General features: G+C 67.1%; 22 protein-coding genes. 13 read left to right on the forward strand and 9 right to left on the reverse strand.

Features of this window, described 5'->3' with window-relative positions; translation table 11 throughout:
* Positions 1-92 precede the first annotated feature (92 nt).
* Both B9A95_RS15865 and B9A95_RS15870 read left to right on the forward strand, forming a co-directional pair.
* The gene (locus B9A95_RS15865; RefSeq protein ID WP_084048196.1) at positions 93-2,291 is read left to right on the forward strand and encodes an APC family permease; all 2,199 of its coding nucleotides are present in this window, start codon (positions 93-95) and stop codon (positions 2,289-2,291) included.
* Positions 2,292-2,380: 89 nt separating this feature from the next.
* Positions 2,381-3,601: an MFS transporter gene (locus B9A95_RS15870; protein ID WP_342744591.1), complete on the forward strand. Its 1,221-nt coding sequence runs from the start codon at positions 2,381-2,383 to the stop codon at positions 3,599-3,601.
* Between the two features lie 29 nt (positions 3,602-3,630).
* Here B9A95_RS15870 and B9A95_RS15875 read toward each other — a convergent pair whose 3' ends face one another.
* Positions 3,631-4,158: a DUF4142 domain-containing protein gene (locus B9A95_RS15875; RefSeq protein ID WP_084048197.1), complete on the reverse strand. Its 528-nt coding sequence runs from the start codon at positions 4,156-4,158 to the stop codon at positions 3,631-3,633.
* Between the two features lie 203 nt (positions 4,159-4,361).
* Here B9A95_RS15875 and B9A95_RS15880 point away from each other — a divergent pair, with 203 nt between their 5' ends.
* The gene (locus tag B9A95_RS15880; protein WP_084048198.1) at positions 4,362-4,754 is read left to right on the forward strand and encodes a hypothetical protein; all 393 of its coding nucleotides are present in this window, start codon (positions 4,362-4,364) and stop codon (positions 4,752-4,754) included.
* On the opposite strand, the gene B9A95_RS15885 is transcribed toward B9A95_RS15880, so the two are convergent.
* Positions 4,749-5,747: an NUDIX domain-containing protein gene (locus B9A95_RS15885; RefSeq protein ID WP_084048199.1), complete on the reverse strand. Its 999-nt coding sequence runs from the start codon at positions 5,745-5,747 to the stop codon at positions 4,749-4,751. The two genes, B9A95_RS15880 and B9A95_RS15885, sit on opposite strands and share 6 nt — an antisense overlap.
* 41 nt (positions 5,748-5,788) lie before the next feature.
* On the opposite strand from B9A95_RS15885, the gene B9A95_RS15890 reads away from it, so the two are divergent.
* Positions 5,789-7,051 (forward strand): O-acetylhomoserine aminocarboxypropyltransferase/cysteine synthase family protein, encoded by a 1,263-nt coding sequence (locus B9A95_RS15890; RefSeq protein WP_084048200.1) that lies wholly within the window; start codon positions 5,789-5,791, stop codon positions 7,049-7,051.
* 76 nt (positions 7,052-7,127) lie between these two features.
* Positions 7,128-7,904, forward strand: a complete 777-nt coding sequence (locus tag B9A95_RS15895; RefSeq protein WP_084048201.1) for an AMP nucleosidase — start codon at positions 7,128-7,130, stop codon at positions 7,902-7,904.
* 155 nt (positions 7,905-8,059) lie between these two features.
* Here B9A95_RS15895 and B9A95_RS15900 read toward each other — a convergent pair whose 3' ends face one another.
* The 4 genes from B9A95_RS15900 to B9A95_RS15910 all read right to left on the reverse strand — a co-directional run bounded on the left by B9A95_RS15900 (position 8,060) and on the right by B9A95_RS15910 (position 11,623).
* Positions 8,060-8,638 carry a TM2 domain-containing protein gene (locus B9A95_RS15900; protein WP_139806825.1) on the reverse strand — a complete coding sequence of 193 codons (579 nt, stop codon included), beginning with the start codon at positions 8,636-8,638 and terminating at the stop codon, positions 8,060-8,062.
* Between the two features lie 650 nt (positions 8,639-9,288).
* The gene (locus tag B9A95_RS15905) at positions 9,289-10,056 is read right to left on the reverse strand and encodes an ADP-ribosylglycohydrolase family protein (protein ID WP_212648334.1); all 768 of its coding nucleotides are present in this window, start codon (positions 10,054-10,056) and stop codon (positions 9,289-9,291) included.
* Positions 9,963-10,241, reverse strand: coding sequence for an ADP-ribosylglycohydrolase family protein (locus tag B9A95_RS37190; RefSeq protein ID WP_212648335.1), 279 nt, complete (start codon positions 10,239-10,241; stop codon positions 9,963-9,965). The genes B9A95_RS15905 and B9A95_RS37190 overlap by 94 nt, the downstream gene beginning before the upstream one ends.
* Entirely contained in the window at positions 10,238-11,623 is a 1,386-nt protein-coding gene (locus B9A95_RS15910; protein WP_084048202.1) for a nicotinate phosphoribosyltransferase, read from the reverse strand. The genes B9A95_RS37190 and B9A95_RS15910 overlap by 4 nt, the downstream gene beginning before the upstream one ends.
* A 148-nt stretch (positions 11,624-11,771) precedes the next feature.
* On the opposite strand from B9A95_RS15910, the gene B9A95_RS15915 reads away from it, so the two are divergent.
* From B9A95_RS15915 to B9A95_RS15935, 5 genes are all read left to right on the forward strand, one after another.
* Positions 11,772-12,161, forward strand: coding sequence for a VOC family protein (locus tag B9A95_RS15915; protein ID WP_084048203.1), 390 nt, complete (start codon positions 11,772-11,774; stop codon positions 12,159-12,161).
* Between the two features lie 61 nt (positions 12,162-12,222).
* Entirely contained in the window at positions 12,223-13,017 is a 795-nt protein-coding gene (locus B9A95_RS15920) for a Nif3-like dinuclear metal center hexameric protein (protein WP_084048204.1), read from the forward strand.
* Positions 13,014-13,658 (forward strand): dTMP kinase, encoded by a 645-nt coding sequence (tmk, locus tag B9A95_RS15925; protein WP_084048205.1) that lies wholly within the window; start codon positions 13,014-13,016, stop codon positions 13,656-13,658. The genes B9A95_RS15920 and tmk overlap by 4 nt, the downstream gene beginning before the upstream one ends.
* A gap of 55 nt (positions 13,659-13,713) precedes the next feature.
* On the forward strand, positions 13,714-14,709 hold the full coding sequence (locus B9A95_RS15930; protein WP_084048206.1) for an ADP-ribosylglycohydrolase family protein: 996 nt from the start codon (positions 13,714-13,716) through the stop codon (positions 14,707-14,709).
* Positions 14,696-15,250, forward strand: coding sequence for a nucleotidyltransferase family protein (locus B9A95_RS15935; RefSeq protein ID WP_084048207.1), 555 nt, complete (start codon positions 14,696-14,698; stop codon positions 15,248-15,250). Before B9A95_RS15930 ends, B9A95_RS15935 begins: the two co-directional genes overlap by 14 nt.
* Positions 15,251-16,052: 802 nt before the next feature.
* Here B9A95_RS15935 and B9A95_RS15950 read toward each other — a convergent pair.
* Positions 16,053-16,445, reverse strand: a complete 393-nt coding sequence (locus B9A95_RS15950; protein ID WP_084048210.1) for a hypothetical protein — start codon at positions 16,443-16,445, stop codon at positions 16,053-16,055.
* Positions 16,442-16,945: a hypothetical protein gene (locus B9A95_RS15955; protein WP_084048211.1), complete on the reverse strand. Its 504-nt coding sequence runs from the start codon at positions 16,943-16,945 to the stop codon at positions 16,442-16,444. Before B9A95_RS15955 ends, B9A95_RS15950 begins: the two co-directional genes overlap by 4 nt.
* Before the next feature lie 73 nt (positions 16,946-17,018).
* Between B9A95_RS15955 and B9A95_RS15960 the strand changes: the two genes are divergently transcribed.
* Positions 17,019-17,747: an SDR family oxidoreductase gene (locus B9A95_RS15960; RefSeq protein WP_084048212.1), complete on the forward strand. Its 729-nt coding sequence runs from the start codon at positions 17,019-17,021 to the stop codon at positions 17,745-17,747.
* A gap of 78 nt (positions 17,748-17,825) precedes the next feature.
* On the opposite strand, the gene B9A95_RS15965 is transcribed toward B9A95_RS15960, so the two are convergent.
* Positions 17,826-18,797: a ferritin-like domain-containing protein gene (locus B9A95_RS15965; RefSeq protein ID WP_084048213.1), complete on the reverse strand. Its 972-nt coding sequence runs from the start codon at positions 18,795-18,797 to the stop codon at positions 17,826-17,828.
* Between the two features lie 447 nt (positions 18,798-19,244).
* Between B9A95_RS15965 and B9A95_RS15970 the strand changes: the two genes are divergently transcribed.
* Together B9A95_RS15970 and tatC are read left to right on the forward strand one after the other, a co-directional pair.
* Complete coding sequence (locus tag B9A95_RS15970; RefSeq protein WP_084048214.1) at positions 19,245-19,466, forward strand: twin-arginine translocase TatA/TatE family subunit; 222 nt, start codon at positions 19,245-19,247, stop codon at positions 19,464-19,466.
* Positions 19,467-19,478: 12 nt separating this feature from the next.
* Positions 19,479-20,252, forward strand: a complete 774-nt coding sequence (tatC, locus tag B9A95_RS15975; protein ID WP_084048215.1) for a twin-arginine translocase subunit TatC — start codon at positions 19,479-19,481, stop codon at positions 20,250-20,252.
* The last annotated feature ends 70 nt before the right edge of the window (positions 20,253-20,322 follow it).

The following is a 20,322-nucleotide window of genomic DNA, read 5'->3' on the forward strand; positions in this document are numbered from 1 at the left end:
CGTAATGGAGGGGCGGGGGACCGTCAGGCGTCAGCCCCTGTCTAAGCGCCGCCCCCTTTCGGCCCACCGTTCACATCCATACACTGGGCCCCATGTCCGGCACAGGCCCCACGAGTCCCTTTATGCGCTGGTTTCTGGAAACCGATCAGCCCGAGCGCGAGGGCTTTTACGAAGAAGACAGGGCCGCGCAGGCCCAGCACCACACCCATCCGTGGTGGAAGGTCATGTGCCTGACGGGCGTGGACTACTTTTCCAGCTTGGGCTACGCACCGGGGTTGTCCTTCCTGTATGCCGGAACGCTGGCCCCACTCGCCACGCTGGTGCTGGTGCTCGTGACGCTGTTGGGAGCGCTGCCCATGTACCGCCGGGTGGCATTTGAAAGCCCTCACGGCGACGGCTCGCTGAGCATGCTCGAACGCCTGCTGAGCTACTGGCCCAGCAAACTGCTTGTGCTGGCGCTGCTGGGCTTTGTCGCCACGGGCTTTATCATCACCATCACGCTGTCGGCCGCCGACGCGGGGGCCCACCTGCTGGAAAACCCGCTGCTCAAGTCGGCGCTCGAGGGCAAGCAGGTCATCGTCACGCTGGGGCTCATCGCGCTGCTGGGGGCGGTGTTCCTCAAGGGTTTCAAGGAGGCCATCGGCATTGCCGTGGCGCTGGTGGTGCTGTATATCGGTCTGAACTTCGTGGTGCTGGGGCGAGGCTTGCTGGAGGTGTTCACGCACCCCACTGTCATCGGTGACTGGTGGACCGGGCTGCGCCAGAGCTACGCCTCGCCCATCGCCCTGATTGGAGGCGCGCTGCTGGTGTTTCACCGCCTCGCGCTGGGCATGAGCGGCTTCGAGACGGGCGTTGTGGTCATGCCCCTCGTGAAGGGCGAGGCCGGCGACACCCCCGAGCGTCCCATCGGGCGGATCAACAACGCCCGCAAGCTGCTCACCACGGCGGCCCTGCTGATGAGCACGCTGCTGCTGGGTTCGGCCACGGTCTGTACCCTGCTGATTCCGCACTCGGCCTTCTGGCCGGACATTTCGGTGACGCGCGCGGTCAACACCTCGGACCTGACGGCGGGCCGGGCCGTGGTGAACGTGCCGCTCGACAATCCCCACTCGCCCCGCGAGCTGTACGCCCTGCATCTTCCCGCCATTCCACGCCTTGACGGTCCGCGTAAGCTGAGCGTTCAGGCGCAGACCAAGAGGGACGTGGTGCCCCTGACCGTCACCGTTACGCCCGCCGCCGGGGGCGGCACCGAAACCGTGGTTGTCGAGAAGCCCAAGGGTGAGGCGAGTGGCCGCGCGCTGGCGTACCTGGCGCACCGGCAGTTCGGGGATGGTTTCGGCACCCTGTATGACCTGTCCACCGTGATGATCCTGTGGTTCGCGGGCGCCTCGGCGATGGCGGGGCTGCTGAATATCGTGCCGCGCTACCTCCCGCGCTACGGCATGGCCCCCGACTGGGCGCGCTCCACGCGGCCCCTCGTCGTCATCTTTATTGGGATGTGCTTTCTGGTCACGGTGCTGTTTCGCGCGGACGTGGACGCCCAGGCTGGGGCCTACGCGACGGGCGTGCTCGCCCTGATGACCTCGGCGGCTGTGGCCGTGTTTCTCAACGAGTTGCGCCGGGGGCACCGGGGGACCGCCGCCGCCTTCGGCATCATCAGCCTGATCTTCATCTACACCATCACGCGCACGCTGCTGGGCCAGCCCGAGGGCCTCTATATCGCCCTGATGTTCATCGCTGCCATTCTGGTGGTCAGCGTGATCTCACGCGTCAGCCGCAGCACCGAACTGCGCGTGGCGCAGGTTACCCTCGACGCCGAGGGGGACCGCTTGTTGCGGGAAACGGCGGCGCGGGGCCTGCCCGTGCGCTTTATCGCCAACCGCCTGAATGCCGGTGACCTCACCGAGTACCAGCTCAAGGAACTGGAGGTACGGCTCGACACCCACCTCCCGCCCGGTGAGACGGCCCTCTTCCTGGAAGTGGAGGTCAACGACGCGAGCAACTTCAGTTCCACCGTACCCATCAAGGGCGTGCAGGTGGGGCGCCACGCCATCCTGCGCGCCGAGGGCAGCAGCGTGCCCAACACCATCGCCGCCGTCCTGCTGCACATCCGTGACCTGACTGGCGTGCCGCCCCACGTGTATTTCGAGTGGAGCGAGAAGGGCCCGGCGGTCAACGCCCTGCGCTTCTTGCTCGCGGGTGAGGGCGACGTGCCCCCGCTTACCCACGAGGTCCTGCGCGTGGCCGAGCGCGACGAGGCGCGGCGGCCCGTGGTGCATGTGGGTGGGTGAACGTAGAAATCAGGACGGAGACGGGGGCTGCGGCCCCCCGTTTCGCTTTCTGGGACGCGTGGGCCGGGGAGAGGCGTACACTCGCCCGCGTGACCCCTTCCGCCGCCCCCGTCCCCTTTCGCTCCTCGGCGGCCCAGACCGGGCTGATCGCGGTGACGTACCTGATGTGGGGCGGTTTTTTCCTGGTGGTGCCCCTCGTCACCGTGCATTTTGTGGACGAACTGGGCTGGGCGGCGGCCAGCGTGGGGCTGGTGCTGGGGCTGCGGCAATTGACCCAGCAGGGGCTGACCGTGTTTGGCGGCGCGTGGGCGGACCGCATAGGGCCCAAACCACTCATCCTGGCCGGGTGCCTGATTCGCACGCTGGGCTTCGCCTGGATGGGCTTTGCGGACGCCTTGCCCGTGCTGCTCGCGGCGTCCCTGCTGGCGGGCATCGGTGGCGGCCTGTTCGACGCGCCCAAGAGTGCTGCCATCACCGCGGTGACCCGGCCTGAACACCGCGCCCGGATGTTTAGCCTGGTCAGCATCTCGGGCAACCTGGGCATGGTGACGGGCCCCCTGATCGGCGCGTGGCTGATCCACCTCGGCTTCCGGACGGCCGCGGTGTCGGCGGGGAGCGTGTATCTGCTGGCCTTCGCGCTGCTGGCCGTCACCCTGCCCCACCTGCGCCCCGCTGCCGAGCGAGGAAGCGGCTTCGCGGGGCTGAGGGCAGCGGCGCTGGATCACCGTTTCCGCCGCTTTACCCTCGTGCTGGTGGGCTATTTCCTGCTCAGCACGCAGATTAACGTGGCCGTGACGCTCAAGGCGGTGGCGCTGGCCGGACCGGGGGCGACGGGACCGCTGTACGGCCTCTCGGCGGGGCTAGCGGTGGTCTTGCAGTACCCCCTGCTGCGATTGGTAGAGCGGCGGTGGCGGACGCGCACGGCCCTCGTCGCCGCCGTCCTCGCGGTGGGCCTCAGCCTGGGCCTGATGGGCTTTGCCGCCACCTTCCCGCAACTGCTGGCCTGCGTGGCCCTCTACAGCCTGGGCACCATGCTCGTGTACCCAACGCAGCAGGCCCTGACTGCGCGCCTGGCTCCAGCGGGCATGACGGGCAGTTACTTCGGCTTCTCGGCCATCAGCCTGGGGCTCGGCGGCGCGGTGGGCAACCTGGTGGGGGGACTGCTGACCGATGCGGGCAAACGCGCCGGGCTGCCCCTGCTCCCCTGGCTGACGCTGATGTTGGTGGGTATTGTCACGGCGCTGGGCCTGCGCTGGGCACTCCGGGGAGTACCGACGCAGGCCCAGCTGGAGGGGGAGGAGGGCCTGTAGCCGCTGGCCCCCTCGCCCCTCTGTTTCCCTTAGTGATTCATCGGCACCGCTCCGTCCGGCATCATCATGGCCTGCGCCTGGGCGAGGTGCTCCTGAATGGGGCCCACCTGCTCGTTGGCAAAGGCCACCACCGCCGCGTCCTTCCCGCCCAACTGCTCGTTTTGCAGCAGGCTGAGGGTGAACTGGTGGGCCACCACCTGCTCTTGCAGGTACGCCTTCTCGAAGGCCGCGCCGTCCATCATCGCCAGGGTGTTGACCTTGAGCATCAGTTCGGGCGGCAGCACCTTGGGCAGAGGCACGCCGCGCGCGGCCGCCAACGTGCTCACCATGGCCTGCGCCTTCTGGTGATCGTCGATCAGGTGCTGGGCATAGGCTTTCAGGGCGGGCGTGGTGGCCTTGCTCAGCGCCACCTGCGAGGACTGGATCTCGAACAGGTTGCTGCCCGTGATGGCCTGCAGAAACAGACCGTCGGTGGTGCCCGCGTTCGGGGCCATCATGGACGGTGCGCAGGAGGCGAGGAGCAGCGGGGCGATCAGCAGCACAGGATTTCTACGCATGGGAAGCCTCCAGGGCACAGTGGGGACGCGCGGGTAAAGGCCTGAAACCTCAAACGCTCAGCGGTCAGTTTGAGTGGGGGGTCAAGTCCGCCTGTGCCGTTCCCCTCAAGTGGCAATCAGGCTCTCCTCACTCCAGGAGGAGGGAAGGTAAAGGCAGGCTTACGCAGCGCGCAGGCAGGTGGGCGGCCCCCTACACTCGCCCCATGCTCTGGGTGAACGCGGTCATGCTCTTGCCCGTGGCACTGTTGCTGGGCTGGGTGCCAGTGCTGGGGCCCCTCCTGCTGGGCTTTTTGTCCGGGCGGGCGGAGCGGGGCCTACGCTCGGTCCTCACGCTGCTGCCCGCCCTGGCCCTGCAAACCCTGGGCCTGCTGGGTGTGCGGTGGCTGGAGAACGCTGTGGAGTCGCGCGGCCTGGAGGGCGGCTTGTGGACGGTCCTCGCCTGGCTCGGCAGCCCGGTCAGCGTGGCGCTGGGCCGTCCGCTGGGCAACATGATGGGCGACAGCAACGTGGCAGGCTTTTTGCTGCTGTTCACGCTGCCTGCGCTGGTGGGTCTGGTGCTGGGTGGGGTGACGGGGAGACGGCGGCGAGGGCTATGAGGGGAAGCGGTCGGGGGGGCAGCTGTCAGCCCATTCCCGCATCATGGCCCAGCCAACGGCGCCGCTGAACTCATCCTCTCCTGGCAGTTCGTTGCGGGCGAACCACGCCGTTCCCGGAATTTCACCGGGCGGGAGGGTTGGTGTTCCCGTCACGCCCCGGGCGCGGTACAGCACCGAGATGTTGTCGATCACGTCGCCGTTCAGACGGGTGAAGCGGCACTCGGCCCCGGCGTACATCCGCAGGGGTTCGAGGTGTGCCGCACTCAGCCCTGTTGCCCCGCGCAGTTCACGCTGGGCGCAGTCCGTCAGGCTCTCGCCGGGCGCCAGCCCACCCCCGGGCAGGGTCCACCGTCCAGTGCTGCCGTGTTGCAGGAGCAGCAGGTGGCCTTCTCCATCCGCCACGATCACGTTCGCCCCTGGCGCGAAGAGGGGCCGCGTCCCCACGACCTCCCGCAGCCGCCGCATGTGATCTGCGGCGGGGGGAGGGGCTGGAAAGGGATTCAGGGGCAGTGGGGGCAACCCTGCCCGCACGCGCAGGACGTTCAGACCCGCCCGGTTGATGTTGCTCGGTAAGGGCGGCAGTTTGTCCAGCGCGAACCACGCCAGTTCCAGCGTCTCGCCGCTGTCGTCTGGGGCAGCGTCGTTGAGGGCCTCGGCAGGCAGGGTACCGTGGGCGCGCATCCCCACCAGGTAAATCTCGTCGCCGTTGGGGTAGCGGTGGTAGAACTCCGGGCCGCTGACCAGGCCCTCCTCCAGGGACAACAAGGTGAGGTTGGAGCAAGCCAGTCCGGATTCCTCGTACAGCTCCCGGTGGGCGGCGGTCAGAAAGTCTTCGCCGGGTTCCAGCCCGCCGCCGAGAATGCCCCACAGGCCGTCGTCGCCTCGGCGCTGGAGCAGTACGCGGCCGTGGTCATCCTGCACCAGCACGCTAACGCCGACGGACAACAGGGGCGCGGTGCCCCACACGGCGCGAAGTTCGGACAGGTAGGACATGCCCGCCACGCTACCCCCTCGCGCCGCGTAGCGTAAGGAGCATGACCGGCCCCCATGACGACCTGACCCCCGACGACTGGAGCTTCGAGACGGCCGCCGTGCAGACGGGCATCCCGCGCGGCCTGGGCGAGACGGTGGGCATGCCCATCCATCAGGCGGCGGCGTTTCAGTTTGCCACCCTGGAAGAAGCGCAGAGCGAGTTTCAACTCAATGGCGGCTTCAGTTACGCCCGCATTCAGAACCCCACGGTCCGGGCGCTGGAAGAGCGGCTCACGGCCCTCGAAGGCGGCGCGGCCACCGTCGCCCTCGCCACGGGGCAGGCGGCCACCTTCACGGCCATTCTGTCGGTGTGCCGCGCGGGAGACCATGTGGTGTCTACCTCCAGCCTCTTTGGCGGTACGGCGGGGCTGCTGAACAACATCCTGCCCCTGATGGGCATCTCGGCCACCCTGACGGAGAACACCCCGGAAGCCATTGAGGCGGCCATGCAGCCCAATACCCGCCTCGTCTGGGCCGAGACCATCGGTAACCCCGCAGGCGACGTGCCCGATATCGCCAGGCTGGCCGAGATTGCCCACCAGCACGGGGCGCTGCTGGGCATCGACAACACCTGGGGCGGCGTGGGTTACCTGTGCCGCCCGCTGGAGCACGGGGCCGACATCGTGACGCACTCGCTCACCAAGTGGGCGGGCGGACACGGCGCTGTGCTGGGCGGCAGCGTGACCGTGGGCACCCAGCACGACCTGATGCGCAATCCCATCTACACCGACGGTGGCGAGAACAGCATCCTGATGCTGCGCGGCGATCAGGCCCTCGCGTGGCGGCAGCGCTGGTTCGGGGCGCACCAACTGGGGATGACCCTCAGTCCCCACAGCGCCTTCCTGATCGCCCAGGGCCTGGAAACCCTCGCCCTGCGCCTGACGCGTGAGTCCGAGACGGCCCTCGCGTTGGCACAGTGGCTGGAGGCACATCCTCAAGTGGGCCGCGTCTCGTACCCCGGCCTCCCCGGCAGCCCACACCACACCCTGGCCCAGAAATACCTGCGTGGCGGCTTCGGCGCGGTCCTGACCTTTGAGGTGCCGGACCCTGCCGCATTCCTGCCGCGCCTGCAGGTGATCCGCATCGCTCCAAACCTGGGCGACACCCGCACCCTCGTGGTCCACCCCTGGACCACCACCCACGGCCGCCTTCCCGAAGCGTCCCGGCGCGCGGCGGGCGTCTCCGCCCAGACCATCCGCATGAGTGTGGGCGTGGAGCGTCTGGAGGACCTGCGGCGCGATCTGGCGTGGGCGCTGGGCGGCTAAAGGCCAAAAGCTAAAGGCTCCCCCCGGCGCGTCCTGCCCGTTCCATCCGGTCTACTGCCGCTCAGGAGGACACCGCATGCGAACCAAAGAGGACATCATCCGCAACTGGCTGCCCCGCTACACCGGCACCGAGCTGGGGGAGTTCGGGCAGTACATCCTGCTCACCAACTTCGGGAACTACCTGGAGATGTTCGCGGACCTAACGGGGGGCACCATCCGGGGCCAGGGCAAGGCGATGCCCACGGTGACCGCCGAGAACATCACCATGATCAACTTCACGATGGGCAGCGCCAACGCGGCCACGATCATGGACCTGTTGGGCGCGGTGGCTCCGCACGCAGCGCTCTTTCTGGGCAAGTGCGGGGGCCTCAAGCGCCGCAACAAGTTGGGCGACTTTATCCTGCCCATTGCAGCGATCCGGGGCGAGGGTACGTCCACCGACTACTTTCCGCCTGAGGTGCCCGCGCTGCCCGCCTTCACCCTCCAGCAGGCGGTCTCCGCCATGATCCGCGAGCGCGGCCTGGACTACTGGACCGGTACGGTGTACACCACCAACCGCCGTGTCTGGGAACACGATGACGCCTTCAAGGACTACCTGCGCCGCATCCGCTGCATGGCCATCGACATGGAAACCGCCACCCTCTTTACCGTCGGTTTTGCCAACCACATCCCTACGGGGGCGCTCCTGCTGGTGTCTGACCAGCCCATGATCCCTGACGGTGTAAAGACCTCTGAAAGTGACCGCCTCGTCACCTCTCGCTTCGTGCAGACCCATGTGGAACTCGGGATTGAGGCCTTGCGCGAAATCCGTGACCACGGCACGAGCGTGAGGCACCTGAGATTCGGAAGCTGAGCCGTGTCTACAGACGGCGGAAAACGCAGGGTTTCAACCTGAGGTGGATAGCCCTGGGAACGTCCTGGGGCGGGGGCTGGCCCTTCAGGCGTCAACGTGGCGGTCGTCAACGCAAGCGCTGCCTGAGAAGCACGGCGGATTTCCCTCTTGGTCGCTTACAGAATCGCCCGACGCTCCAGCACGTACTGCCGGTAAAACTCCTCGTCCGACTTCGTGAGGTACAGGATGCCCTCGATCAATCCGAGGATGCCCAGCGCGCTGCTGCACAGGATGGCGAGGGGAATGGTCACGAACAGGCCCAGACCGAGGGTGATCAGGCCCACGAAGAACGCCAGCATCCAGCCGCCCACCTGCGCGCCCAGCACGATGGCGCCCGGCGTGTTCAGTCCCAGGTAGAATTTGTGGACGCCCAGCGCTCCGAACACGATGGCGAGCAGTCCCGCGGTGAGTTTTTTCTGCGCGATGTCGCCCGGCAGCCCCGTGTAGGGATCAGGCTGGACGGCGTAAGTGGTGGGCCACTGCGGCTGGGCGGCTTGGGTGTTCGCCGCGCCGCTGTGGCCCCCGCCCATGGGAGCCCAGGGATCATAGGGCGCTTGAGGCTCGGGGGCAGGTCGCGGCTGTGGAGTCTCCGGCAGGCGCAGGTCCTGTACCGCTGCGGCGGGCGGCTGTAGCGGAGTGATGCGCGGGTGCGCGGCGGTGTTCTCAGCGGGCTGGTCTTCGCTGGGGTGGGTCATGGGTGTACGCCTCCTGCCCCCATTACGTCATGGGAGGGGGAGGCGGGGCGTCGCCAAAAAGGTTTAGGCGTGGGCGAGAACCCGTGGGGAAGGTGTGCCGCAGGACCTATCCACTCCGTGTACCCCACGCCCAGGTGGTGCGCCACGCCAATGGCTCCCTGAATTGCCGCGTTGAACGCTTCCAGTTCCTTGGAGGGCGCCCACAACTCCTGATGTCTGCCCTGCGCGCCCACCACTTGAACCGCGTACTGTCAGCTCACCCCGAAGTCGGTGCCAAATTCCCCAGGCGGGCCCCATTGCGCCGCGCGCTCCAGTCCCGCGCGATTTTCTCGGCGTACTGAGAGCAGTTGTCTGAAGGGAGCCGTGAGGGGAAGGGCACCCCTCACGGCTCCCCATACTCCCAATGCGCATTCAAGTTCGCTCGCTGGGCGTCGGTCACAGAGAAGTCCGCACTTTGACACATGCTCTAAAGTCTCAGCACTGGCGGGAAGATGGGCGGATTCGCCAGGTGAGGCGGAAAGGCGTGGAAGCCCGAAGCGGCGATCAGCGCCAGCTCGCGCCGCCCACGGGCCGCCACAGCGTGACGCAGGGTAGGGTGCGCTCGGCATTGTCGGGGAAGAGGGTCTGGAGCCGGGCGTCGCCGCGTATCCTCAAATTTCTTTCATCGAAATATCTTGCTGCAAGAGCCGCTCAAGTAAAGGCGTGTAAATATTGCTCCCTCTCAACGCTTTGCTCCAGCGCGTAGGAAGAGCATCTCTACCAAACCGGAGGCCAGCAATGCCTCCTGCGATGCAAGCCGTCGTGTCCTGTCCCAGCGAGACAGCGGATTTCACCACTGCTTCAAAGCTGCCGTTCTCGCATGCCCAGTGTGCCGAGAAGAGCGAATCAACCACATAGCCACTTCCCCGACATTGGTGCTTGCCATGGGGGCGGATCAAAAATTCAAACTCGTCGCGTTCGTCCGTTGTTCGGTCATCCATGGCCCGTATGGTTTCTACGGCGTGGTCAAAAGGTTGCTCAGTATCCTCCAAAACCCCCCTCGCCCAGAGGCAGTAGAGCGCGCAGCAGAGTTGCGCGCGGAGATGGGCGTGTGTGACCACCGACTGTGCCCGCGCGTCCCGAATCAGCTCTGCGTCGGTTCCTGTGTGCCAGCGGGCAAGTGGCAGCGCCCGCAGAAGCGAGCCATTCCCATTTGATTTCTCGTCTCCGCCTCCCGCTTCTGGCGGGGCGACACCCCGCTTCAGCCTGTGAATGGCGGTGGCCGTCTGAACGCCAACGTCAAACACCTCGGCAACGGCCATAAAGCCGTCTTCGTACCGCTGCGTCAGCCCACGGGCAAAGTGTTGCGCATCGAAACGCCCACACGCCAGCAGGGAATGCGGGAGAACGGGGGGGCCTGCGCACCATCGTCTGACCAAGTTCCTGGTGGCACGCCCGCGCGTGGCCGCTGAAATCCTGCAGGCGGCTCGAATTCAATCTGGGGAAAGGGGGTAATGGCACAGGGGCCGTGAAATTCATAGGGAACGCCCAGTGCATCGCCGATCAAGAGGCCAATGAGACCGCCCGAAATCCGTTCCGAGCGACCCGGTGGTGCCGAGTTCACGCCCGTCCCCGGATCTCCTCCAGCGTGTCGCGCACCAGCAGCTCGCCGTCGCGGTACACCGTCCGCATCAGCGAGCCGGGGAAGTCGGTGTCGAAGGTCTTGTACGCCTTCGTCACCATGCGCCCGCCCTCCTGCACGAGGTCCAGCACGCCGTCCTTGCTGCGCTTGCCGGGGTCCGTTACGGGGTCTTTGTAGATGCCCCGGTACTCACCGTCCACTAGGCCCGCGCTCGCCTTGTACGCGAAGCGCTGCGTATCGCGGTCCACCTTCTGCAGCAGCGCGCCGCCCATGCCAAAGGCCACGTTTTCCGCTGAGAAGCCGTCCACCTTCAGGTTGTCCAGAATCTGCCGGATGGTTCCCTCGTCGATACCGTCGCCCTGGATAACGCGCACATGCCGAAGCACCTTGTACCCCTTGCTGTTGGTGGTCGTGCCGAATTTGGCCGCCAGCGCGTTTACCGTCAGGCGGACCATCGCGGGGGGATCACCCGAGTCGGGGCGCACCACCAGCGTCGCGCCGCTTTCCTCGATGAGGGGCCGCAGCGTTTCGCCCCAGTGGACGTTGATGGCGTGCTTGAGGTCGTAGCTGTCGCTCACCACCGCGTAGATGCCGCCTGCCTTGCCAAAGGTGTTCACCATATTGCGGTAGGCGTCCACCTCATGCTCCTTGCCCCAACTCGTGACCGTGCTGTGTTCAGCGGCGGGAATGGAGAATCCGGCGATGTCGGCCGCGTAGTGGTTGCGGCCCACGCGCAGGGCTTCCAGCGTGTCGGTGCCCTGAAAGTTGACGAGGTGGCTCAAACCACCCAGCCCCGCGCTCTCGCGGCTGCTGACCCCACGTGAGCCGAAGTCATGCAGTTTGAAGGGCAGTTCCTCGGCGGCGCGGTCACCCGTTTCCTCCAGCGCCCGGCGGAGGATTTCGCGTAACTGGTAACTCTGGGTGCAGACCGTCGTGGGGTACCACACCCGCATCAGCATCGTCTCGAACCAGCCCACCAGCCAGGGCAGTTCCGGGTCCGTGTTCGTCACGCTCATCAGTACGTTGTGGATGGGCACCAGCGTTCCCTCGGGCACAGCGCGGATTTCCAGGGGCAGGCGCCCCCCGTGGTGCGCCACCACCCGCATCCAGCCCTCGTAGGGGAAGGGCTCGCCGTGCGCCTCGATCAGGGCCCGGGCCTCCTCCACGTTTTCACGCGTCACCCGGCGCGTCAGGTAGCGGTCCAGAATGTACTGGAGCCCGAAAAAGCGGGTGGCCGGGTAGCGCCCTCCGCGCGATTCCAGGTAGCTAAACAGCCGGGTGGTGCCCGCTGGATATTGCAGGAAGTGGCTGCTCTTGTACGAATCGGTGTCGAGGATGAGGTTCTGGTCGTCGAGGTGCGTCATGGTAGGCCTCCTGCCAACGGGGAAGGAACTGCCCGTTAATGTCTCATTTTTGCTCTTCTCTATTATGAGAAGAGTGAGGGATAAAGCGAAGGGTGTTGTCCTCGTCGGAGTAACGAGCTTGGGGTCTGTACGGCCCTACGCTCCTGTTATGCCTTCCCTGATTTCTGGACTGGACCACGTGCAGATCGAGGCTCCCGCTGGCTGTGAGCAACAGGCCAGCGCCTTTTTCGGTGACTTTCTGGGTATGCCCGAACTGCTCAAACCGGAAGGCTTGCGGACTCGGGGCGGCGTCTGGTTCGGACTGCCCGATGGGCGGCAGCTTCACATTGGCGTGGCGCCGGACTTCGTTCCGCGCGAGAAGGGTCATCCGGCGCTGCGCTGCGCAGACCTCGCGGCGTTTCAGGCGCATTGCGACGCCCACGCGGTCGCCTACCGGACGGATGCGGAGGCCGGAGTGCCCCGCGTGTTCCTGAAAGACCCCTTCGGCAACCGTCTGGAAGTGGTGGAGGGTGCCCATCCCAGTCAGCCGCTGGGATGAAAGGCGTGCAAGGGCTCTGGGCTGACGGTTGGCGCGGGGCGGCCCCCCTACAATGCACCCGATGACCGACGCCCTTTCTTCTTCTCCTTCCGTGCGCGGCGAGGTAGACCGCGACACGCTGGTGCAGTGGCTGAACACGTACCTGAACATCCGCGCCTACCCGGACCCCAGCCTCAACGGCCTTCAGATCGCGGGCACGCCCCTTGTCCGGCGGGTGGCGGCGAGCGTGGACACCAGCCTGAAAACGTTGCAAGACGCTGCGGACAGCGGCGCAGACCTGCTCCTTACGCATCACGGCCTGTTCTGGGGCAAGCCCCTGCCCGTGACCGGCCCGCACGGGCAACGGATTCGCACGGCGCTGATGGCGGATCTCAACCTGTACGCCGCGCATATCCCGCTGGACGCACACCCCGAGGTGGGCAACAACGCGATGATCGCCCGTGCGCTCAGCCTCCAGAACACCCAGCCCTTTGGGGACTGGCAGGGCCACAAGATCGGGCTGGCGGGCGAGTTGCCCTTCCCCCTGTCCCTGCAAGACTTTGCGGACCGGGTGCAGAAGTTGACGGGCGAAATCTGTCTGGTCCACGGGGGCGGGCAGCCCAATGTTCACCGCCTGGGCATCGTGAGCGGCAGCGGCGCGGAGGCGATTGCCGAGGCCGCTGAGGCTGGCCTGGATACCCTGCTGACGGGCGAGCCCGAACACAAGCACTTCCACGATGCCTTTGAGTACGGGGTGAATGTGGTGTACGCCGGGCACTACGAGACGGAAGTATTCGGGGTACGTGCCCTCGCCGCGCGGCTGGAAGACGAGTTTGGCCTGCCCTGGCAATTTCTGCACCACCCCACCGGTCTATGAGCGGCGCCGCGACGCCGCCCCTCTTCATCTCCTTCGAGGGTCCCGAGGGTGCGGGCAAGAGCACGCAGATGGCCCGGTTGGCGGCCCGATTGACCCAGGCTGGCATCGGCCACATCACCACGCGTGAACCGGGAGGCACGCCCCTGGGGATGCGGGTACGCGAAGTGGTCCTTGATCCCAGCCTGAGTATCAACCCGCTCCCGGAATTTCTGCTGTACTCGGCCAGCCGCGCCCAGCTCGTGCGCGACGTGATCCGGCCCTCGCTGGACCGGGGCGAGGTGGTGCTGTGCGACCGCTACGCCGACTCCAGCCTGGCGTACCAGGGCTTCGGACGTGGGCTGGACAGCGACCTGCTGGTGGACCTGACCCGCGAGGTGACGGGCGGCCTCACGCCGGACCTCACCGTGCTGCTGGACCTCGACCCGGCGCTGGGGCTGGCGCGCGCCGCCTCACGCGGGCAGCCGGACCGGCTGGAGCGCGCGGACCTCGCCTTTCACGTGCGGGTACGCGCGGGCTTCCGGGCGCTCGTCACGCGGGACCCAGCCCGCTTTCTGGTGCTGAACGCCACCCGCGACGCCGAGGCCTTGGCCGAGGAAGTCTGGCAGGTGGTGCAGGAGCGCCTGGCGGGGGAGGCTGGTTAACCTCTTCTCCTGACGCTGCGCCCCTCTGCTCCTTCCCAGGAGGTCTAATGGTCCCGTGACAGACCTCCAGCTCCATGTCCTCCTCTCGCTGACCGCCGCCGATGCCCTGGGGGCGGCCACCGAGTTCCAGACGTCTGAAACCGTTCGCGCCCGCCACGGCGATACTTTCCCCGACTACCAGTCGGGGAGCGTGTTCGGCTTTGCTCCCGGCGAGGCCACCGACGACAGCCAGATGACGGCAGCCACCCTGCTGGGTTACGCCAACGGCGGCGGATTGGAGGACGTGCGGGCTGCCCTGACCGAGTGGCTGAACGCGGGTCCGCCCGATGTGGGCAGCCTGACCCGCTCGGCCCTGAGCTATGGCACCCCTGAGGGTGGCGTACGCGCCTGGGCCGCGAGTGGCTTTCAGAGCGCGGGCAACGGTGGCCTGATGCGCGTGGCGGCGGTCTGGCTCGCTGGCTTCCGGGGAGAGGCCCTGACCCGCGAGTCGGCGCTCGTCACAACCCTGACCCACGCCGATCCGCGCTGCGTCTACGCTTCCCTCTTTTTTACGGCCTTTGTGGACGCGTTGCGGGAGGGCGCGGCCTACCGCGCGGCGGCAGAGGCGGCCCTGCGCGTTATGGACGGCCATGACGCCCGGCGAACCCTGCTGGACGCCGAACTTCTGGGGCTCGGGACCCGGGCGGCCCACGACGCTTTTCAGGCCGGAGAGCGTGCCGCCCGTGCGGCAGTGCGGGCCCGGGTACGCGCTGGGCTGGACGGCCACCTCACCTCCCAGAGCGGCTACGTACTGGATACGCTGGAGGCGGCCATTGCCCACGCCCGCGCCGACTCCTGGCAGGAATGCGTGGAGCCTGCCGTCCTGCTGGGCGACGACAGCGACACGGTCGCGTGCGTGGTGGGGGCCATCGTGGGCGCCCGGGGATTGGCAGTTCCGCCCCATCTCCTGCCCCCGCTGCGCCTCGGGCACACCTGGCCCGGGTGGGAGCGCGCGTGGTCCTGCGCCGAACACTTTCCCTCCCTGCTGGAAGCGGCGCGTGACGGCCGCTGAGTTTTTGCGCCTCGTGCGGCTCAACACAGTCAATGCCGCCATCCTGGAGCGTCTGCCCGCGCTGGGCGTCTCCCAGGCCCACTTGGTGGCGGGTGCACTCTTCGGTACGGTCTGGAACACCCAGAGCGGACAGCCGCCCGGTGCGAACATCCGCGACTACGACCTGTTTTACTGGGACCCCGACACGAGCTATGGGGCCGAGGACGCCGTGATTCGCCGGGCCGCTGCCCTGTTCGCCGATCTGGACGTCACCCTAGAGGTCCGCAACCAGGCCCGCGTCCACCTCTGGTTTCCGGAGCGCTACGGCCTGACCCGCCCGCCACTGGGCAGTGTTCGCGAGGGCATCGATCAGTTTCTCGTCGAATGTACCTGCGTGGGTATCGGTGCGGCGGGGGAGGTCTACGCTCCCTTTGGCCTGATGGACCTCGCCGCCGGGAGGCTCAAGCCCAACGCCAACAACCACACCCCCAGCCTCTACGCCGCCAAGGCCGCCAGCTACCGGGAGCGCTGGCCCTGGCTGCGCGACGAGGGCAGAGGGTGATGTGGTACGCGGCGATCACGGGCACGGTGCGCAGCGCCTCAAGCAGTGACAGGGCCAGGTTCTCTGTTCCTGTGGGCCAGGGCCCCTTCCCGGCGGCACGCCTGGGTGGCGAACACCACACCCAGGCTGATGAACAGGAGCATGGAGATCGGGAGGGCCCCGCCCAACCCACGAGAAGGCCTGCTTCCCAGGTGGCTGTCTCCGCGCCTGCGGCTGGGCAGCAGGCTGAAGCCCAGAAGAACCTCGCTCCTACCGCTGCCGCCTGATGCTTTTGCACCCGGAACGCCAGCTCACCAAGTTTCACGTCCAGGAGGACGCAAGTAAAGAGCAGGCGGACAAGGACCGTGGACCCCCGAACGAGGACATTTTAGAAAATCCAGGTGATGAGGACTGGTACGGTTTCCGGATCATCCGTTCCATCTCCTCCGCTCCGGTCATTCCGCGCCTCTCCGTCACCGCTTTTCCCGCTCGCTCCGCTCGGGTTGGCCGGTAATTTTGCAACTGATTGACCGGAGTCTTTACGAAGCCGCAGAGCTTCGTCTCCATGCTTCTCCCTTCCCAAAGGCGGAGGGACGCTCTTGTTGCAAATCCGCCAATTCCAGCGGACCTGCCCGGGTGGCTCGTTCCGCAGTCAAGCAACGGGGTACCAGGAAGGCGCAGCGGCAGAAACGCAGCGCAAAAGGAAGATCCCCGGTGGTCTTCCGCGTCAGTAGCCCAGAGGGAGAGTGGGCCAGTCTCCATGCCGGGAGACCAGGGCCTGACCGAGGAGGAAAGAAGCGGCGTGGGCCTCTTCCGCACCGGTTCAGGCCTGCCGGACCTGCCCGGCTGCCGCCGCAATCTTGCCCGCCGTCCACAGGACTTCCCGCACATGCTCCAGCAGCAGTTCGCCCGCCCGCCGCCCGTCGAGGCGCAGGGTAAGCTGATCGGGGGTCAGGGCGCGGGCCGCCTCTACTTCCCACTCGGAAAGTCGGGTCAGGCCCGCGTCGCCCGGTGGGCGTGTGGTGCCCGTCACCTGTGCGATCCCGGTCCATAGCGCCCGCTTGCTGCCGGTCAGGCCCGCGAGCAGGCCCGCGACTCGGGGTGGGGGTGGGCCGTCGATCAGGGCCAGCGCGGCGCGTACGCTGTAGTGCGGTCCGTGCTGCGCGTCGGCCAGCAAGCGGGCGAGGTCGCCCGGAGAGCGGTCCACCGTGCTCACGGGACCAGCAGCGAGAAGGTCTCGCCCTCACGGCTCAGCCGGCCCGCATCCAGCATGCGGCGGGTCACGGCACTGGCCTGCTCGCCGCTGAGAGGTGAGGCGGCCTCCAGGTCGCCCAGCGTAAAGTGCCCGCCCTTGCGGTAGGCCAGGCGCAGCACCATGCGTTCCTGTACGTCTGCCTGTTCAGGGCGTTCAGCGCGCGAGCCGAAGAGTTGCCACACCAGCAGGGCAATCCCCGCCCCGATCAGGAGGGCCACCGGCAGCATCCGGGCCGCAAAGTCGGGCGCAGCCACCTGCCCAGCCAGGGCGGCGAGGTGTTGCCGCGCGGCCTGCACCTGCCCTGCGTCCGCGCCGCTGCCGGCCAGCCGCCGCACCTGCGCGTGTTCGCGGAGGTAGGCCATGACGCCCCCCGTGTCGCCCCGCACGTAAAAGGCGCTGTAGGCGATCAGCGTGGCGCTCAGGCCAGCGATCAGGGTAACGGCGAGACGCGGCACGTTCATGTGGCACATGCTACCCGGACGCGCCCGGCTTGCCTGCGTGCGCGCTCACGCTGCGGCCTGTTAGCCTCGGCCCATGACCCTCTTCAGGCTGGACGGCAAACGTGCCCTCGTGACGGGCGGCAGCAAGGGCATTGGGTTTGCGGCGGCACGGGCGCTCACCGAACTCGGCGCGCAAGTCACGCTCGCCGCGCGGAGCGAGGAGGCGCTGCGGACAGCGGCCCATGAGCTGGGGGCCAGCTGGGTCGTCGCGGACGTGGGCACCCAGGCGGGCGTCGCGGCGGCGGTGGCGGCGGCGGAACAGGTGGACATCCTGGTCAGCAACGCGGGGGGCCCACCCCCCAGTCTGCCGAGCGCAGTGACCGAGGAAGCGTGGCAGCGGGGCTTTGACGTGACCTTTTTGTCCACCGTTCGCCTCGCGGCGGCCGTCCTGCCGGGGATGCGTGAGCGGGGCTGGGGCCGCATCATCGCCGTGACCAGCCTGACGGTGGGACGGCCCGCACCAAACCTCCCCGTCAGCAACGCCCTGCGCGCGGCCGTAACCAACCACCTCAAGACGCTGGCGCTGGAAGTGGCCGGGGTCGGCGTGACCTGCAACACCGTCGCGCCGGGGTACACCGCCACAGAGCGGCTGCAGGCCCTGCACGCCGACCCCGCCGAGGCCGAGCGCTTGCAGGCGCGCATTCCCGCCCGCCGCTTTGGAACGCCGCTGGAGGTGGGGGCGGCCGTCGCCTTTCTCGCCACCGCCGAAGCGGGCTACGTCACCGGGCAGGAGATTCTGGTGGACGGCGGCTGGAGCATCTGAAGCTGGAGCGTCGGTACAAAAAGGGAAGGCCCCCACACCGAAAAAGCGTGGGGGCCGGAAGGAGTTGTGGAGCGCCGCTTACTTGATCGCCAGGATGGCGCTGTAGTCGCTCGTGGCGGTGCCGTTGCTGCTCAGGCCATTGGGGAAGAAGCCGCCCTTGGCGGCCGCCCCCGTGGTGTCCAGGAAGACGATATTGGCGACCTGACGGGGCGTGCGGCTGAAGGCGATGCCGTTTGCGTCGGTGGGAACGATATTGGCGTCGCGGACCAGCACGCCAGGGTTGGCCGGGTTGGCCGTCAGCGCCTGGTCGCGGTCATCAGCGCCGTCAACCGCGTCACGCAGGTTGCTGATCGCCTGCACGATCTGCTCCACCGTCAGGCCAGCAGCGGCCTGCTGGGTGCGGCGCTGGTAGAGCTGGGTACGGATCGACCCGGCGTGGTAGGCCTCCACCGCCAGGATGCCCGCCGCGTTTTCCAGGTTGCCGCCGGCGCTGTCGTCCACCAGGAAGCGGGCCGCGCCCTTGTAGGCCGTGACGCCCACATCCTCGAAGATAAACGCGCCGTGCAGGAAGAACAGCTCGCCGGCGTAGGGGTTGAACCCTTTGATCTTGCCCTCAGAAGCGAGGTCCCCGGCGGCGGCGAACGAGCCGCTCAGGTCAAGCTGGGGCTGGGGCACGGCGGCGTTCCCCAGCACCTGGCGAATGACGCGCACGTGGGCGAGTTCGTCGGTGGCGATCTCGTTGGCCATGGCCAGCATGTCGCCGGTCAGGCCGGGCACCACGCCGGAGTAGCCCTGGGGCAGCGTGATCTTGGTGGAGTCGCCGCCCACCCCGTTCAGCTCGGCCAGGCGGCCCACGGCAGCCAGGTAGAAGGCCGCTTCCAGGTACTCCAGGTTCAGCGCGAAGTTGAAGATCACCGCGTCGAGGTTGGGCTTGTTCGGGGTGGTCGCCATGACGCTCGTGCAGCCCGAGAGGACCGCGCCCGCGCCCATCATGCCGGCCATGCCCAGGAACTTGCGCCGCGTGCTCGTGCCCTGCGTATCGTTGCTCATCTGTGTCTCCTCCAGAAGTGAAATAGGGATGGGGCGAAAACGAAAACCGACGTATCGAGAGGCACAACCTGCGCTTGGGATCACCGCCAGGAGGGGTGGTCCGGAGCATCTTGTTCCTTCAATCAGCCCTTATGCGGCTCCCCCGAAATTGGATTGCGCCGGGTCACACGCATGAAGAACAGATGAAGCGCTGAGGTGAATCCACAGCAAGCTCCGTGGTTCGGCGACAGCTAAAGGAAAGGTGAGGACACCCGCTTCATCCAAACGCCGCTCTGCTGCATAGAGCTGGATGAGGGCGGCGCTGAGGGTGAGGTTCTGCCCAGGTTCTTGACAAGAAGGACACAGTTTCTTGCCACGTGGCCTGTAGGCTGAAGGCCGTTGCCGTTTCCCGTCTCCATCCGCCCATTTCCCCTCGCCCCTCCCTTTCCCTGACCCCGGAGGTCACCCATGCCATTCGGACCCCTTGAACTGCTGCTGCTCGTCGTGATCATCGCCCTTGTGTTTGGAGCCCGCAAACTGCCGGAACTCGGCAAGGGGGTGGGTCAAGGCATCCGCGAATTCAAGCGTGAGGTCAAGGAACCGAGCGTGCCGACCATCACCGACGTGCCCTCGCGTCCCCTCGACCCGGTGACCGGACAGCCTGTGGCCGACCGCGACCACCGCGCCTGAGGACGTGGGGGTATGACTTCTCCCCACCACGAACTTCGCAGCGCGCCCCTGCTCGACCACCTCGAAGAGTTGCGCAGGCGCATCATCATCAGCGTGATCTTCCTGGCCCTGGGGATGGCCGCTGCCTTTCAGTACCGCCTGCAACTGATTGAGCTGATCAAGGTGCCGCTACACGCCTCCGAGCAGTACCAGCTCGGGCACGTCAAGCTGGTGGCGGTCAACCTCACCGACCAGTTCCTGCTCAGCATCAACCTGTCGTTCTGGGTGGGCCTCGCGCTGGCGCTGCCGTTCATCCTGTGGCAGGTCTGGGCCTTCGTCTCGCCCGGCCTCTACAGCCACGAGCGCAAGTGGGGCTTGCCCTTTATCGTCGGAGCAGGGGTGTCGTTTCTGTCCGGGGCGCTGTTCGGGTACAAGCTGGTGCTGCCCGCGATGGTCAAATTTCTGCTGGACTTTCTGGGCGGCACCGTCACGCAGATGCAGAGCCTGAGCAGCTACATCGGCACCATCACCACCTTTCTGGTCTCGTTTGGGCTCGCCTTCGAGTTGCCTATCCTGGCCGTGATCCTCACGCGCATCGGGATCGTCAACCACGTCATGCTGCGCAAGGGCTGGCGCTTCGCGCTCGTGGGCGCAGCGGTGGCTGCCGCCGTCATTACGCCCACGCCGGACCCCATGAACATGATGATCGTGGCCGTGCCGCTGTACGGACTGTATGAACTGGGCGTCGTGCTGTCGCGCGTCTTCCGCGTGCTGCCCGCCGAGGAGATGCCGGCCATCGGGGCGTAGGTGAGCGGTCAGTTTCCAGCGCCCAGCGGTCAGGTTGTTCTGGCCGCTGTTCTTTTTGTGTTGGCCTCCC

It is taken from the genome of Deinococcus hopiensis KR-140, from assembly GCF_900176165.1.
GTDB lineage: Bacteria > Deinococcota > Deinococci > Deinococcales > Deinococcaceae > Deinococcus > Deinococcus hopiensis.

Bases quoted from the DNA above. Each gene is read 5' to 3' on its own strand.
- B9A95_RS15960 (WP_084048212.1), top strand. From the start codon at position 17,019: ATGACCCTCTTCAGGCTGGACGGCAAACGTGCCCTCGTGACGGGCGGC.
- B9A95_RS15885 (WP_084048199.1), bottom strand. From the start codon at position 5,747: ATGTCCTACCTGTCCGAACTTCGCGCCGTGTGGGGCACCGCGCCCCTG.
- B9A95_RS15865 (WP_084048196.1), top strand. From the start codon at position 93: ATGTCCGGCACAGGCCCCACGAGTCCCTTTATGCGCTGGTTTCTGGAA.
- B9A95_RS15890 (WP_084048200.1), top strand. From the start codon at position 5,789: ATGACCGGCCCCCATGACGACCTGACCCCCGACGACTGGAGCTTCGAG.
- tmk (WP_084048205.1), top strand. From the start codon at position 13,014: ATGAGCGGCGCCGCGACGCCGCCCCTCTTCATCTCCTTCGAGGGTCCC.
- B9A95_RS15970 (WP_084048214.1), top strand. From the start codon at position 19,245: ATGCCATTCGGACCCCTTGAACTGCTGCTGCTCGTCGTGATCATCGCC.
- B9A95_RS15955 (WP_084048211.1), bottom strand. From the start codon at position 16,945: ATGAACGTGCCGCGTCTCGCCGTTACCCTGATCGCTGGCCTGAGCGCC.
- B9A95_RS15900 (WP_139806825.1), bottom strand. From the start codon at position 8,638: ATGACCCACCCCAGCGAAGACCAGCCCGCTGAGAACACCGCCGCGCAC.
- tatC (WP_084048215.1), top strand. From the start codon at position 19,479: ATGACTTCTCCCCACCACGAACTTCGCAGCGCGCCCCTGCTCGACCAC.
- B9A95_RS15875 (WP_084048197.1), bottom strand. From the start codon at position 4,158: ATGCGTAGAAATCCTGTGCTGCTGATCGCCCCGCTGCTCCTCGCCTCC.
- B9A95_RS15915 (WP_084048203.1), top strand. From the start codon at position 11,772: ATGCCTTCCCTGATTTCTGGACTGGACCACGTGCAGATCGAGGCTCCC.
- B9A95_RS15880 (WP_084048198.1), top strand. From the start codon at position 4,362: ATGCTCTGGGTGAACGCGGTCATGCTCTTGCCCGTGGCACTGTTGCTG.
- B9A95_RS15965 (WP_084048213.1), bottom strand. From the start codon at position 18,797: ATGAGCAACGATACGCAGGGCACGAGCACGCGGCGCAAGTTCCTGGGC.
- B9A95_RS15910 (WP_084048202.1), bottom strand. From the start codon at position 11,623: ATGACGCACCTCGACGACCAGAACCTCATCCTCGACACCGATTCGTAC.
- B9A95_RS15895 (WP_084048201.1), top strand. From the start codon at position 7,128: ATGCGAACCAAAGAGGACATCATCCGCAACTGGCTGCCCCGCTACACC.
- B9A95_RS15920 (WP_084048204.1), top strand. From the start codon at position 12,223: ATGACCGACGCCCTTTCTTCTTCTCCTTCCGTGCGCGGCGAGGTAGAC.